Below are 15,047 nucleotides of genomic sequence, written 5' to 3' on the forward strand. Positions count from 1 at the left end.
TCTGTCGACCCCATCGAGGCCTCTCGCCTCCCTCCTAACCGAGTAAAGCGTGAGTAAAATCGGCTCTCCTGACGTTTCCGTGGGTGTGTGAGCGCGTCGGATCGCGGCGCACGCCGTTCTGAGCCTAGGTTTCTGAACTGTCGAGGAACAGGGACCACAGTGCGGAGAACGGCGTGCGGAATGCCACTCTATGGCGTGCCTTGCTGGGCGTCGAGAAGACGGTCGTGGAACAGGTCGGGTTCGACGAGGACGAGGGTGTGCTGGTCGCTCATGTGCGGCCGACACGGTCCGCGGCGCGCCGATGCGGGCGGTGCGGGCGACGCTGCCCGCGGTATGACCCGGGCGAGGGCAGACGTCGGTGGCGGTGCTTGGATCTGGGCACGATCCCGGCGTATCTGGAAGCCGAAGCGCCCAGGGTGAGCTGTCCCGAGCACGGTCCGACGGTGAACGCGGTGCCGTGGGTGCGACACGCGGCGGGCACACGCTCATGTTCGACGAGCAGGTCGCGTGGTTGGCGACGCAGATATCGAAGACCGCGGCGTGCGAGCTGATGCGGATCGCGTGGCGCACCGTCGGCAAGATCGTCGCCCGGGTGTGGGCGGACACGGATGTCGCCCGGGACCGGTTCGCCGGTCTGACCAGGATCGGGATCGACGAGATCTCGTATAAGCGCGGCTACCGCTACCTCACGGTCGTGGTCGACCACGGCACCGGCCGGCTGGTGGTGGGCGGCGCCCGGCCGTGACAAGGCCACCCTCCGCCGGTTCTTCGACGCTCTCGAGTTGTCCGGGCCTGGCAGGTGCGCGCAGATCACCCATGTGTCCGCGGACGGGGCGGACTGGATCGGTGATGTCGTCGCGCAACGGTGTCCGAACGCGGTCCGCTGCGCCGATCCGTTGCACGTGGTCTCCTGGGCCACAGACGCGCTCGACGAGGTCCGCCGCAGCGCGTGGAACGACGCCCGCCGACAGGCGCGCGCCGAACCACGCCGAAGCGTCGGCCGGCCCCGCAACGACGCACCGCCGCCGCCGGCAGCGACGCGGGCGAGGGGTCTGCGAGGCGCCCGGTACGCGCTCTGGAAGAACCCCGAGAACCTCACCGAGAAGCAGACCCAGAAGCTCGCGTGGATCGCGCAGACCGACCCTCGACTGCACCGCGCCTACCTGCTCAAAGAAGGCCTCCGCGTCGTGTTCCGGCTCGACTACGACGACGCCGTCGCCGCGTTGGACCGATGGATCAGCTGGGCGCGGAGATCCCGCATCCCCGCGTTCGTGACCCTGCAGCGTCGGATCGCCAGACACAAGGCATCCATCCTCGCCGCGATCGAGCACGGTCTCTCCAACGGGCGCATCGAGTCCGTGAACACGAAGATCCGGCTCATCACCCGCGTCGCATTCGGATTCCGCTCACCCGACGCGCTCATCGCCCTAGCCATGCTCAACCTCGGAGGCAACAAACCCGCCCTCCCCGGCCGCGCGTGACCCACGGATCAGTCAGGAGAGCCGAAAAATCGTCGCGAATCTCGCGACGGCGGTGACATCTACGAAAGGTCGGAATCCGCGGAAATTCAAGGCAGAGCGACTTCGGGAAAGCCACGAAAGGGATCTGAAGAAGAGTTCAGATCTCAACGTAGATGCGCCGGTCGCGGTCGTCCTTGTCCGGTTGACAAGCGACTGATTGTTGTGCCGGTTTTGTGCCGGTTGCTCTGTTGCAACCAACTACGACCAACTGCGACTAACGAGCACTGCGCCCGCGGATTCTTGCATCCCTCGAGGGGGGACAGTGCATCGCCGCATACACGGCGAAATTCGTCGAGACACTCACCATCCCCCACCGAGACGCCGTGCGCATAGACACGTATTGCATGCCGTCTGGCCGCGTCGCGCCCGAGCCGCGTCCCGGCGCCAATGGCCACGGCTTCGGCCCTCCAATCTGGCGGCTCATCTAATCGTGCGGGACAACTACACGGGCGGATGGACCCACTCTCGCGAGTCTGACTGCATCGAGTCCGCGTCGGCCGCATTGCGGATCGGCCTAATCAGACCCAGGTTCGGTCCAGCCCTGCCGCCGCGTAGATCGCGTCGACAACTTCCATGTTGTGGATCGGGTCGTCATCTTCGGTGAGCAACGGCTCACCCGAAGCAATCCCGTTGACGACCGCATCCAGCTGGTGATCGAACGTCTCTCTCCCGCCCACCGTGGACATCCACGTGAGACCGTCCCTGGTTACCGAGATGCTGTGGCCTTGCGAGGGGAAGACCAGATTCTTGATGTGCATGTCGCCACGGGTGCCGATGACGTCCATGGTGGAAGAGGGCTGTCCACCGTTGAACGTGCACGACACCTGTGCGGCGATGCCTGAAGGGAACTCGAGCCGCGCCGCGATGCTGGAGTCCGCTCCGAGGGGATTCAGGGCAGCCTCGGCGAATGTCACACGCGGTTCCTCGCCGACGAGTGTGCGCACCCAATGGACTGGGTAGCAGCCGAGGTCCATGAGCGCGCCGCCTCCCAGTTTCGGATCGTGCCGGATCGAGGTCTCGGCGAAGGGCATGTCCACCGAGAAGTCGGCTCGAATCTCGACGATCTCTCCTAGACGACCGGAGTTGACGATGGCATCGATCTGATGGCTGAGCGGGTGGTATCGGTCGTGAAAGGCCTCGATGACTCGGCGGCCGGATTCGCGTGCGGCGGCCTGCATCTCGCGCGCCTCGGTCGCATTCATCGCGAACGGCTTCTCACACAGGACATGCTTGCCCGCCCTCAGGGATGCGATCGACCAGCGCGCGTGCTCCGACGGTGGCAGTGAGTTGTAGACGAGATCAATGGAACTGTCAGCGAGGAGTTCCTCGTAGGTTCCGTACGCCCGCTCGATGTGTTGGATCTCCGCGTACGCCGCGGCGGCGCCGGCTCGACGCGACGCGACCGCGCCGAGACGAACCCCTCGTCTCCTGGCCGGCCGGATGACAGCGAGCGGCGCGATGTGGGAGGCACCCAGAATCCCGATCGTGAACACGCGATCTCCCACTAGACCTCCAACACCTGGGTCGCCCGCAACGCGGACAGCGCCGCGATCGGGAGCTCATGTTCGGCGCGCTCGCCACCATCCGTCCACGCGCCGGAGACCGCGATGACGCCAACGAGCGAACCTCGCACGCGCACCGGAAAGCCGCCACCCGCTGCGGCCAGCACATGCGGGTCGTGGAGTGAATCGGTGAAGAAGTCACGACCATAGCTGAGGAAGAGATTCTTGACGTAATACGACGACCTCCCATACATCTTCACGAGGTTCGCCTTGCGATCCAGCCAGAGGTCATTGTCATGGTTCGTGCCGGCCAGCGCCGCATGGAAGACCCTCTGTTCGCCGAGGAAGATGGTCACCGCGATCACGCGGTTGTCGGCGATGGCGTTGTCGACGATCCACTGACCCACGCGCAGCGCCTCCGCGTGGCCGAATCGCTCGACTTCGGCGAGTTCCTCCTCGCGGTCGATGCGGCTCAGCTCCTCCTGAACGGACGTGATTGACATGATGGCTCCTCCTGGTTTGACGTGACCGACGATTCTCGGAATGAACTCGTCATCCGAGCCAGTGCTCTTCAGACGGAAGGAGCTTTTCAGCGGCCACCCAGAAGTCGGGAGGAAGCTCCGTCTCCACGGCAGACACGAGCGCGGGAAGACGCTCTGGCTTGCTGATCCCCACGATCGACATGTCGATCCGCGGATCCCGCAGAGAGAACTGCAGTGCCGCTGTCGCGAGAGGCACATTCCACGTCGCAGATAGCTGCTCAAGTGCCCTAGCCGCCGCGACAGTAGCGTTGGATGCCGGCCGGTAGCCATATCGGGTAGTGCCATGCGGATTCGCGAGAAGGCCCCCGCCAAGATAGGCCGCGTTCACCACCCCCATGCCGCGTCCAACTGCTTCGTCGATGAGGGTGCCCGCGCTTCTGTCCACGAGGGTCCATCGATTGTGAGTGAGAAGTACCTCGAACGCCCCGGTCGCTACGAATCGCTGCATGACGCCGACGTCCCCGCCTGCAACGCCGAGATGATGGATGACGCCCTCATCACGAAGCTGAATCAAGGCCTCGACCGCGCCGCCGGGACTCAGAAGTTCCGAGATGTCGGGCGCGTATTCCGGATCGTGGAGATACACGAGCGGGAAGAATTCAAGACCCAGCCGATCCTGGCTCTCTCTTATCGAGTCGCGAACGCGGCGTGCTGAGTAGTCGCCGTCTTTCGAATCGACTTTCGTGGCGACCCAGTGGTCGTCGGGAAGCCCGCCCCGCAGCGCGATCGCTTGACCGATTCGCCGCTCGCTCTCGCCCTCCGAGTACCCATTCGACGTGTCGATCACGCGGACGGGACTGTCGAGGATGTCGCTCACCAGCTGAAGCGCCTGCTCGATGGGGACGTCATACCCGAAGAATTCCGGCCAACTCCCGATTCCGGCTCCTCCGGCCGCCACTGCTGAGACGGTGAGACCTGTCGACCCGAGGTCCCGCAACCAGAGAGTGCTGTCGTCGATTCTCATTGGCTATTCGATCCGTTCTGATTGGTTGGGGCATCCATCGCTGTTGCTAATGTCGGCACGCGGAGATGAGAACCGGCGACGCTTCACTGCGACTTCGCCGGATAGGCGACGAAGGCGAACTGCGAGCCATCGGGCGACCAGCTGTTCACATTCATGGTCCCCTGACCACCGAAGAGTCGAACCGCGTCGTGCGGACGACCGCCGGACGCGGGCATCAGCTTGAGCACGACGTCTACGTCGGCGGGATGGCCCAGACTGCCCGGCTCGTAGCTGATGTAGGCGAGCATGTCTCCAGCGGGATTCAAGTGCGGGAACCAGTTCACCCGATCGTCGAACGTCAGTTGCTGATGATCTGAGCCGTCCGGGCGCATGCGGAAGATCTGGCTGTGCCCTGGTCGCGCGGCCGCTTCCTCGGAGTTGTAGTAGATCCAGTGGCCGTCGGGCGAATACTCGGGACCGTCGAACCCGATCAGCCCATCCGTCAGGTATGCGTCCAAGCCTCCAACGCTGGATATGATCGCGAGGTTTCGACGACCTCGCGCATCGCCGTTGTACGGCTCGACCGCTACATAGACGAGGGTCTCCCCATCGGGTGAGATCCCGTGCAGCCAGTAGCTGTAGGGGTGTTCATCGCCGTGATCGTTGGACACCTTGCGCACCTCGCCACCGTGCACCGAGACGCCATAGAGGTGGCCGGCGGCGCTGAAGAAGATCGACTCCCCATCGGGTGACAGCACGTGATCGTTATTCACGTCGGCCACCCCGCTGATGTCCAATGCTTCGAGTCGACCACTTTCCAGAGAGAGCTGGTACAGGCCTCCCTCGGCGTTGACGATCAGCGTGCCACGGTCGGGTGTCCAGTTCGGAGCCTCCAGGAGAAGCTCTGACTCGAGAATCATTGTGTCGACCCCTGAGCGGACATCGTGAACGTAAACCTGCGCCACCTGCCCGGGTTGCAGACTCTTGCGCCCCGGGCTGCGATTGGTCTCGGGGGGGCGAGCGCCACCAACGGATGACGGACCGGTTGGGAACTCGTTCATTTGATGGCTCCCGCCGCGAGGCCACGCTCGAACAGTCTTTGCAGGCACAGGTATGCCACGACGACGGGGATGGCTGTGAGTACAGCCGCCGCGAGAACCTTGGTCTGGTCGTTGCTGAACTGACCGACGAAGAAGGTCGGCACCAGCGTCACCGTTTGCAGGTCGGGACTCTGAAGGAACACCAGTGGCAGCAGGAAGTTGTTCCACGCGTTGATCAGGGTCAGAATCACAACGGCAGCGGCAATCGGGCGGGTCAGCGGTATCACGATGTGCACGAACGCTTGCCAGGTGTTCGCTCCATCGACTCGAACTGCTTCGAGGAACTCGTCTGGGAGCCCGTTGAGGAAGTTGCGCGTGAGGAGAACCGCGAACGGGATCTGCAGAGCTGCAAGCGGCAGAATCACCGCGATGTAGGTGTCATAGATGCCGAGCGATGTGGCGGTCGTGAACAGCGGTGTCAACAGTGTCACGTCCGGGAGCATCAGCACGAGCAGCAGCAGCCAGAAAAAGAACTCCTTTCCTCGGATGCGCAGCTTGCTGAATCCGAACGCCGCGAGCAGACCACACAGGTAGACGGTCAGTATCACGACCCCCGCGATGATCGCGCTATTGAGGAAGAACTGCGGCAGCGCGCCGATGGACAACACCGCGGCGTAGTTGTTCCACCCGGTTCCCGCAAAGGAGCCGGCGATCATCGCCACAAGCGGGAAGACGAACGGCAGCACCAGCAGTGTGAGGACGATCTGCAGGACGAGCTTTCCGGTCCAACGGCGTGCTTCAAACATGCTTCGGCGCCTTTCGCTCCGAGCCGATTAACATGAATGCGAGCGCGACACAGACTGCCAGCACAAGCAGGACTATGGACAGCGCGGCACCATATCCCACTTGCGATTGCGGCACACTGACCCGGTAGATGAGGGTCCCCAGGAACTCCGTGGAATAGACCGGCCCGCCTCCTGTGACCAGGTAGGGGATGTCGAAGGTCTTCAGCGCTCCGATCGCGGCCAGCACTGCGAGCGCGACCGTCGTGCCTCGCACGCTCGGCCAGATGATCTGAAAGAGAATTCGCGCGTTTCCTGCCCCGTCCACGCGAGAAGCCTCGATCACCTGCGGATCGATTTGCGTCAGCGCGGCGGAGTAGAGGATGAAGGCCAGGCCGGTGTACTGCCAGATCGAGATGGACATGACAACGAACAGAGCGGTACTTGACTGCGCCAACCACGGTTGAGCGAGCGCTCCAAGACCCACGGCGCTGAGGAAAGCATTGAACGGACCGTCCGACGCATAGATGAGACGAAACACGGGGGCCATGGTTGCGGGCGCCAGGAGCACAGGAAGAAAGATCAGCACCTTGTAGACGACGCCGAAGCGCACGTTCGACGCGAGCAGAACCGCGAACACGAGACCTAGCAGCACCTCCACGACGAACGTCACAGCGAAGAATGCGACTGTGTGGAGAATCGTCAGCCAGAACACCGGGTCGTGCCACAGCTGGACATAGTTCGCGAGTCCGACGCTGACGCTGTCTGGGCTGATTCCGTCCCAGTTCTGCGTTGAGATGTACCCCGTGTAGCCGATGCAGTAGTAGATCAATCCGCCCGACACCACGAGCGCGGGCAGGATCCACAGCATTCCGCTTGGAAGCCGCGCCGAGTTTGCTCGGCGCTTCGCAACGGTGTTCACATCGACCCTCCTCGTCGTCGGCCGGACGGGGAAGGCGTCAGCCTTCACCCACGCCTCCCCCGTCCCGGGCACGAACTCAGCCCTTCGGAGGGTTGGCGTCTTGGACCTGCTGAAGGGTGGCCGCCGCCTGCTCGGGGGTCGCCTCTCCATTCACAATGCTCTGATCAGCCGCGATGAGCGCATTGAGCACGGTCGGGTTGATGTTGGCGAACCGAGGCTCGGTCGACTTGTCGACGTTTGCGCCGAGCTCGACGAACGCCGGCTGCTGGACCGCCTTGTCGACGAAAGCGAGCGTGTCCGCGTTCGGCTGGACCCCAGACAGCACCGGATACTCGTCGAGCGGATCCGCGATCGCCTGCTGCCCTTCCTTTGTTGCGCCGAGCCACAGCGCGAAGGTGGTAGCCGCGTTGCGATTCTTCGACTTGGAGTTCACCGCGACGCCGTAGTCGACGTCCGTGATCATGCCCGGCGTGGTCCCACCGACGTTCGGGAACGTGATCGGTACCAGCGTCGGAAGCGGTGTGTCGCTCGGAAGGCCTGCGGCAGTGATCGCCTTAGCGAGGATGTCCTTCTGTGTGTACTGCTGATACCAGGTCCCGAACATGGCCATAGGTGACTTGCCCGCGAGGAAGGCGTTGTTGACGTCGGGGTATTGCTGGATTCCGGCCGCGCCCTCGTCCATGATCCCGTCGGTGGTGAGATCGCGCAGGACGGTGAATCCGTCGACGATCGCGGGATCGGTCCACTTGATCTTGCCGCTGACGGCATCCTGGAACGCGCCCGGCTTGACGCTGTTGATGATCGTATGGATGAGGTCGGTGTCGAATCCGGGCGCTCCCACCGCCTGCTTGAAGCATCCGATGCCGTTCTCGCGGAACGTCTTGCAGACCTTGACCCATTCGTCCAGAGTCGTCGGCGCCGCAAGGTTGTACTTGTCGAACAATCCTTGATTGATCCAGAGGATTCCGCTGGCGACGCGGCCGACCGCGGCGGCCTTGAGCTTGCCGTTTACGGTGAACCCCTCGACTCCGGCGGGCAGCAGTCCGTTCTGCCAGTCGTTGCCACGGAGCGCCTTCATCGCCGGGGTCAGGTCGATCGCGGTCGCTCCGAAGGTGGCCACGGGGATCTGGCCGCCTGGCTGCACCGCGTAGACATCGGGGCCGTTGTTCGACAGCAGCGCCGGCTTGAGAACAGCGGGGTATGTGTCGGTCGGGACCTTCTTGTAGGTGACCTTGATGTTCGGGTACTGCTTGTTGAACGCCGCGATTTGGGCCTCGGCAACCGCGACGTCGGCGGCGGCGCTCCACCACGAGACCTTGCCGCTGTCAGCCGGCCCGCCACTGGACCCGGAAGCGCCTCCCGAACACCCCGCCAGTCCCAACGCTACGACTACGGCGGCGCCGGCGATGACGGCGCCGCGACGGCGCCCTTTCGAACCTCGTTTGAAGAACATCGGTGTTACTCCTCTTAATGTGTCGGATACTGCTTCGGCCGACCTTTGTCGACGCTGACTGTCGTTCGCGGCGCACATTGCTGTGTTGCGTTCGCGGCGAACGGGTGTGCGAGCGAGTACTCGCTCACGGGCTCGAGCGAACCGGGTCGCTCGCTCCTTCCGGGTGAAAGGAGAGAATCTCGAGGTCGTTTCCCTCGATGTCGTGAAAATGCGCTGTCGAGAACCCCAGTTGGGGCCACGTGGTCGGTCCGAGCTTTATCGGGACACCCTGCCGTTCGAGCTGCGCACAGGCGGCGAAGCAGTCAGGCACTTCGAAGCAGAGGTGTCCGAAGCCACCGAAACCGACGGCCGATACGTGGTCTCGCCACGCCATCGGATGCGGTTGGTGGCCGGGAGCGGCGATGAGCTCGATCGTCAATTCGCCGCGGCGCATCAGCAGGATCTCAGAGCCCGATTCCTCGATGAGTGGGACGCGAAGGTCCGGACGCGGGAATCGCATCTGTGATTCGAAGCCGAAGTGGGTCTGATACCAAGCGAACACGGCATCGATGTCGCGGACGTGAAGTCCGATGTGGGCGAGCCCGACGGGGACCGTCATGACCGACCCCTGGAGAGGGTCACGCCGACGATCTTGGGAGGCTCGAACACCGTTTGCTCACTTCCTTGTGGAGGGTCACCGGTCCTTGGCACGGTCCCTGTGAAAGGAAAGTAGCATCTTCCGGCTTACTTGTATAGAGTAAGTAAGTAAGAAATCGGAGTGAGTTTGGATGCCGTCAGCCAATAGCCTGATCCGTATGCGTGACACCAGCGGCCTCGTGCTCGATCTGATCCGGTCCGGAGGTGAGATCAGTCGCGTCGAACTGGCCGGGCAATCGGGCCTGACCGAGGCATCCATCTCGCGCATCGTCCGGGAGCTCCTCGACGGCGGCGTCATACTCGAGACGGGGTTCGGTCTGTCGACCGGAGGCAAGCGACCTACTCTGTTGAAAGTCAACAACAGGTCGCGGCACGCTGTCGGCGCCTTCCTGGGCGAAAGCGCCGTTCATTACGTGCTCGCGGACCTCGGTGGAAGCGTCGTCGCCACGCTGGAGACCGCCGGCGTCGCGCACAGCAGCCTGCAGGACCTCCTCCGGCGCATGCCGGCGGAGCTGGATAAGTTGATTCGGGCGTCGGGTGTGCCCGTCGATTCTCTCGTCGGGGTCGGCATCGCGGCCCCCGGTCGACGGGAACTTGGAACGATTCCGCGCTACGACGAACTTCGGGACTTCGTCGATTGGGACTGGCGCCAGATCGAAGCTGAACTGGCCGCATCGACCGGCCTGGCGGTTGCCGTGGAGAATGACTCTACGTGCGCAGCGATTGGCGAGTACTGGGTCAGCGGCGCTTCCGCAACCGAGCATTTCCTGGTGGTGAACCTGTCCATAGGCTTCGGCTGCGGCCTGGTCACCGGCGGTGACGTGTACCGAGGCGCAAGCTCCAATGTCGGCGAGATCGGGCACATGACGATCGACTGGGATGGCCCTCAATGCCCTTGCGGTGGGCACGGGTGTCTCGAAGTTCTGGCCGCGCCCGCACGCGTCGTCGCCCAGGCGCTGGAAATCGACGGGCTGCAAGGGAGGCTCGGACTCAGCGCCGAGAAGGGCGACCATTGGAGTGACTTCGAGCGCATCGCAGCGGCGGCAATGAACGGAGACGCGCAGGCGGTCGACCTCGTCGAGCACTCAGCGAGAGCACTCGCCACCGCTCTCGTCTCACTGACCAATGTGCTCGATCTTCAGCGAATCGTGCTGACCGGTCCAGGGTTCGACGTCGCCGGCGAAATCTACGCGAGGATCACCAGGGAGGTCCTCGAGGCCCGTGCCCTCATCCGAAATGCGCACACGTTCGAAGTGCGGCTTTCGGCGTCGCGCCACGGCTCCGCAGCGCTCGGTGCTGCCACGCTTGCCATCCATCAGCAGTTGGGTGGCTCCCGACGCTCGCGGGCGCTGCTCGGCACGTAGCTCATGTAGAGGCCGGCGAGTAGGAGGGCCGGCCTCCTACAACCCATCTACGGGGCAGCGCGCCTTCCCAGATGGGTTAGCTCGCAGCCAGCGACCCGCTATCGGCTTCCAGAAGCCCGGGCCGCGCCCGTGACCAGGGCACCGAGCTTCGCCCAAGCGATCTCTGGGTGAATCCGTCCGCCGAGACCGCAGTCTGTCGATGCCGCTACCCGCTCGGCGCCGACCAGATCCGCGAACCGCAGAAGCCGCTCCGCGATCAAGTCCGGATGCTCGACGACGTTCGTGGCGTGACTCACCACGCCGGGAAGGATGGTCTTGTCATCCGGAAGCCGAACTTCGTCCCAGATCCGCCACTCGTGTTCATGGCGGGCGTTGCCCGCCTCGAAGCTGTACGCACCAGCGTTGACTTCCAGCATCAGCTTGACGATGTGCCGGAACTCGAGATCGGTCGTGTGCGGTCCATGCCACGACCCCCAACACAGATGAAAGCGGATCCGCTCGGCGGGAAGATCCCGAAGGGCCCAGTTCAGCGCATCGACTCTTTGCCGCGTATACGCGAGGTAATCACCGACGGACGGCTCGGGAGTGATCGCATCCCAGTTCTCAGCCATCGACGGGTCATCGATCTGAAGGACGAGACCGGCGTCGATGATGGCAACGTACTCTTCTCGCAGAGCCTCGGCCCACGCCCACAGGTGCTCCTCCTCGGACGCGTAGTAGTCGTTCACCAGACGTGCAGCAACTCCGGGTGCGATCGAGGTGAGGAAACCCTCAGACGCGGCCGATGCCGTCAGCGCGCTCCGCAGATTCGCGATGTCCACCGCGACTTGGTCGTGCCCCACATAGGTGAGCCGTCCAACGACGGATGGTGCGTTGCGAGCGATGGGTCCCGTGTTGAGCTCGGCGTAGAACTGCGGAAACGCCTTGCGGTCGCGACGTTCCCGGAAAGACGTGAGCCTCACTTCCCCCGGACGGCTTTCGAGCTCAGGTTTGTTCCACGCGTTCACGGGGCGGACGGCCAGGCCGGCGAAGCGCTGGAACGAGTAGGACCACCACGGACCGAAGTCGGTGGAATCTGCACTCGCTTTGCCGAACTCTCCGTCTCCGACAATGCTCACACCCGTGTCGATCTGGCGGGCCACGACATCCGTGACGGCGTGAGACAGGAGCGAGTCGAAGGCCGGCGTGCGGAGAAGGGTCAGGCCGTCCGCTGCGAATTCCCGCACACCATTCGCTGCCATGAGTTGATCAGTGCGTGGGAGGCTGCCGGCGTGGGTAACGCCAATGGCGTGTCGGGGCTCAGCCATCTGATGGGCCTACTCTCACTCAGATCCTCGAAATCGCATTCTCGTTCCAACCACACACTCGAAGCGATGGCGGCCATCCTCAACGCACGGTCGACTAACTAGTTCTTGCGATAGTTCGATCGCGCATTCAGGTCGATGGGGGCCGGATTGACGGTGGCCCGGATCTTCACCTGCACATGGTCTTCGACGGCAACCTTCGACGAGGGCGTTGCCTCTCCCCACACGACCGCGACCTCGGTGCCCGGCTCTGCGAACTCCGCATCGACCGTTGCGATCGACAGCATTGATCGGAAGTTCGCCGAATACCCGGTGTGCAGCGAGAGTCCTTTGAGCTCGCCCGCAGGCGATTCGACACGGTCATAGTGATAGGTGGCGTAGTGCGCGATGGGGAGATTGATGAACTTCGCACCGGGTCCCTCTTGGAACATGGACCCGAACGCCTTCTCGGTGTCGTCGCCATCCCACGCGAGGGTGACCTTGCGCCGCGCCGCGGCGCGGCCGCTCTCGACCTGCTGCTCGAGGGCTTCGCGGCCGATGAAGTCGTGATCGAACTTGATGACGCGCCCGTAGCCGGCGTCGTATGGCGAGAGGTAGTAGTCCTCGAGATTCGGCGAGAAGAAGCTGCCGCCGAGCGAGACGTTGGCATCGATGTCGGATGCCGAAAGCCACTTCCTGAAGTCGGCGGTGCTCTCGCCCGAGTAGAACGCGGGCAGCGGACGCGGAAGCCAGCCCGACTCGAGAGAGTTTGTCAGGTATGCGCGTCCGCCGACCTCCACTAGGCCGTGCTTCGCGCCCGCCTCGAGGATCGCTCCGATCACGGCATCGCGATCCGCCCACGGCCCGACGAACTCGAATCCCGGCTCCCCGGCCATTCCGTGCCGGAGCGCACGAACGGTCTTTCCGGCGATCGTGAACCGTGTTCCGTGGAAGAACTTCACCGTGGGCGGCTCCTCACCCAGAACCTCACGGATGACATCCATTGCACCCGGTCCTTGCACTTCGTAGCGGTAGACGACCGGGTTGCCGACACGACCGTAAGACGGGTTGTGCCGCCAGATGTCGATGTCGTAGCCGCCCGTTTCGGCGTGATATTGCAGCCAATTGATGCTGGGCGGGATTCCGACAGCCTGGAATTCGTCTTCCTCGTTGCGGAACAGAATGTTGTCGCCGATCAGCTCGCCGTCGGCGTTCACCGCCACGTACTGCTTCGCCGCATCGACGGGAAAGTACTCAACGCTGTTCACCGCTGTGTCGCGGATGAGCTTCAGGGCATCGGGGCCTTTGATGTTGAGGTCCGCCATGTGGTGCGACTGGTCGAACAGAACGGCGCCACGGCGCCACGCCAGCTGCTCGTCGCGCCAGTTGGTGAACTCGGGCGTCACCGGGGTGCTGACGATGGGCGGGCTCTGCGATTCCCAGAGCATCGTGTGCGCACCGCCGGCGTCGGCGATCGCGTCCTCAAGATTGTTGGCCACGTCCATTTCCTCCTCGAAGTGGGGTCCGGAGCTGGTTCAGTCCGGAATCCCAGTTTGTCCGGCCACCCACCTTCATGTAAAACAGTCTTATGACGATATTCACACCAGAAAAACTGGTCTGATGACCGTTTCGTTCACCTTGAGACAGCTCGAGTACTTCGACGCGATCGCCGGTGAAGGCTCGCTCTCGGGTGCGGCGAATCGATGCCACGTGAGCGCGTCGGCTCTCGCGCTCTCGCTCGACGAACTGGAGTCTCGACTAGGGGTGCAGCTTCTTATCCGGAGAAAGGGCAAAGGAGTTCAACTCTCGCCCGCCGGAGGACGTCTGATCGCGCAAGCGCGCGAACTCCTGGCAGGCGCCGAGGCCTTCGCAGGCGAGGCATCCCAAAGCGCAGTCGGATTGAGTGGCCGGTTCTCGGTCGGCTGCTTCCCCACCCTCGCGCCCTTCTTCCTGCCCGCGGTGGTGGACGGCTTTCGGCGCTCTCACGATCAGCTCGCGCTGGACTTCATCGAAGCGACCGCGCCTGAACTACATCAACTGCTCCTGCAGGGCAGGATTGACACCGCAGTCCTCTACAGTGTGGACGTGGCATCGAGCTTGGCGTTCGAGCCGCTCGCCACCTACCGCCCCTACGTGATCGTGGCATGGGATCACCCGCTCGCAGACCAAGGTGTCGTCGAACTTGCGCAACTCGCCCCCGAGCCGCTGATCCAGCTCGACATGCAGCCAAGCCGTCAGAACACGGAGCAGATGTTCGCCCGCGAGGGCCTGTCCCCCACCGTGCGGCACACGACGACGAACTACGAGCTCGCCCGGTGCCTTGTGGGACGAGGGCTCGGCTACTCCGTACTCGTGCAGCGACTTGCCACGCCCATTACTTATGACGGACATCGGGTCGTCTCACTCGAGATAGCAGGGGCGATTCCGTCGAACATTGTCGGTCTTGCCCGGCCGAGCGGGGCCCCGATGACGGCGAAGTACATCGCCCTCCGGGAGCTGCTCTCGTCATCCAGCGCGGCAGACGGGACCGCGGGCGCTCCCGCGCGCGCCTGAAGCAATCCGGGCGGAGCCCCATCGCCGGCAGCGACAGCCTTCCGGAGGTCGCGCACGACGATCGGATCGATTTCTTCGCCGCCGCGGCTACGGCGTTGTGGGGCGCGCCTGTATGGGGCTAGAACACGATGGTCTGGTTGCCGTGGCGGATGACGCGGTCTTCGGCGTGCCATTGCACGGCGCGGGACAGCACGGCGCGCTCCACGTAGGCGCCGCGGGCCTGCAGGTCGGCGGCGGTGTGGGCGTGGTCGACGCGGGCGATGTCCTGCTCGATGATGGGGCCCTCGTCGAGGTCCTTGGTGACGTAGTGCGAGGTGGCGCCGATCAGCTTCACCCCGCGGTCCTTCGCCTTGCGGTATGGGGCGGCGCCGATGAAGGCGGGCAGGAACGAGTGGTGGATGTTGATCACCGGCACGCCGACATCGTCGAGGAACGACTCCGACAGGATCTGCATGTACCGGGCCAGCACGATGAAGTCGACGTTCCCGGCGAGCAGCTTCACGATCT

The 15,047-nt window shown here is 63.8% G+C and carries 13 protein-coding genes and 1 pseudogene; 3 read left to right on the forward strand and 11 right to left on the reverse strand.

Going from position 1 to position 15,047, the window contains the following annotated elements; genetic code table 11:
- Nucleotides 1–173: 173 nt before the first annotated feature.
- Nucleotides 174–1,475 (forward strand): annotated as a pseudogene (locus ABD212_RS17850) (ISL3 family transposase); the annotation flags it as partial.
- Nucleotides 1,476–2,038: 563 nt separating this feature from the next.
- Here the strand turns inward: ABD212_RS17850 and ABD212_RS17855 are convergent.
- From ABD212_RS17855 to ABD212_RS17890, 8 genes are all read right to left on the reverse strand, one after another.
- Entirely contained in the window at nucleotides 2,039–3,013 is a 975-nt protein-coding gene (locus ABD212_RS17855; RefSeq protein ID WP_344097276.1) for a Gfo/Idh/MocA family protein, read from the reverse strand.
- 11 nt (nucleotides 3,014–3,024) lie between these two features.
- Nucleotides 3,025–3,525, reverse strand: coding sequence for a heme-binding protein (locus ABD212_RS17860; protein WP_344097278.1), 501 nt, complete (start codon nucleotides 3,523–3,525; stop codon nucleotides 3,025–3,027).
- 49 nt (nucleotides 3,526–3,574) lie between these two features.
- Nucleotides 3,575–4,528, reverse strand: coding sequence for an aldo/keto reductase (locus ABD212_RS17865; RefSeq protein WP_344097281.1), 954 nt, complete (start codon nucleotides 4,526–4,528; stop codon nucleotides 3,575–3,577).
- An 83-nt stretch (nucleotides 4,529–4,611) separates the two neighbouring features.
- Entirely contained in the window at nucleotides 4,612–5,427 is an 816-nt protein-coding gene (locus ABD212_RS17870) for a TolB family protein (protein ID WP_344097284.1), read from the reverse strand.
- Between the two features lie 137 nt (nucleotides 5,428–5,564).
- A complete protein-coding gene (locus ABD212_RS17875; RefSeq protein ID WP_344097286.1) occupies nucleotides 5,565–6,293 on the reverse strand; it encodes a carbohydrate ABC transporter permease in 729 nt (242 codons plus the stop codon).
- Between the two features lie 52 nt (nucleotides 6,294–6,345).
- Nucleotides 6,346–7,251 (reverse strand): carbohydrate ABC transporter permease, encoded by a 906-nt coding sequence (locus tag ABD212_RS17880; protein ID WP_344097288.1) that lies wholly within the window; start codon nucleotides 7,249–7,251, stop codon nucleotides 6,346–6,348.
- A 76-nt stretch (nucleotides 7,252–7,327) separates the two neighbouring features.
- On the reverse strand, nucleotides 7,328–8,704 hold the full coding sequence (locus ABD212_RS17885) for an ABC transporter substrate-binding protein (RefSeq protein WP_344097290.1): 1,377 nt from the start codon (nucleotides 8,702–8,704) through the stop codon (nucleotides 7,328–7,330).
- A gap of 124 nt (nucleotides 8,705–8,828) precedes the next feature.
- A complete protein-coding gene (locus ABD212_RS17890; RefSeq protein ID WP_344097292.1) occupies nucleotides 8,829–9,302 on the reverse strand; it encodes a VOC family protein in 474 nt (157 codons plus the stop codon).
- Between the two features lie 196 nt (nucleotides 9,303–9,498).
- Here ABD212_RS17890 and ABD212_RS17895 point away from each other — a divergent pair, with 196 nt between their 5' ends.
- Complete coding sequence (locus ABD212_RS17895) at nucleotides 9,499–10,704, forward strand: ROK family transcriptional regulator (protein WP_344097294.1); 1,206 nt, start codon at nucleotides 9,499–9,501, stop codon at nucleotides 10,702–10,704.
- 98 nt (nucleotides 10,705–10,802) lie between these two features.
- Here ABD212_RS17895 and ABD212_RS17900 read toward each other — a convergent pair whose 3' ends face one another.
- Nucleotides 10,803–11,945 carry a cobalamin-independent methionine synthase II family protein gene (locus ABD212_RS17900; RefSeq protein WP_344097296.1) on the reverse strand — a complete coding sequence of 381 codons (1,143 nt, stop codon included), beginning with the start codon at nucleotides 11,943–11,945 and terminating at the stop codon, nucleotides 10,803–10,805.
- Nucleotides 11,946–12,109: 164 nt separating this feature from the next.
- Nucleotides 12,110–13,486: an aminomethyl transferase family protein gene (locus ABD212_RS17905; protein ID WP_344097298.1), complete on the reverse strand. Its 1,377-nt coding sequence runs from the start codon at nucleotides 13,484–13,486 to the stop codon at nucleotides 12,110–12,112.
- A 121-nt stretch (nucleotides 13,487–13,607) separates the two neighbouring features.
- On the opposite strand from ABD212_RS17905, the gene ABD212_RS17910 reads away from it, so the two are divergent.
- The gene (locus tag ABD212_RS17910) at nucleotides 13,608–14,540 is read left to right on the forward strand and encodes a LysR family transcriptional regulator (protein WP_344097300.1); all 933 of its coding nucleotides are present in this window, start codon (nucleotides 13,608–13,610) and stop codon (nucleotides 14,538–14,540) included.
- A 118-nt stretch (nucleotides 14,541–14,658) separates the two neighbouring features.
- Here the strand turns inward: ABD212_RS17910 and ABD212_RS17915 are convergent.
- Nucleotides 14,659–15,047, reverse strand: a 389-nt coding sequence (locus ABD212_RS17915) for a formyltransferase family protein (protein ID WP_344097303.1), incomplete at its 5' end; no start/stop codon positions are given.

Source organism: Microbacterium deminutum (assembly GCF_039530205.1).
Classification (GTDB): domain Bacteria; phylum Actinomycetota; class Actinomycetes; order Actinomycetales; family Microbacteriaceae; genus Microbacterium; species Microbacterium deminutum.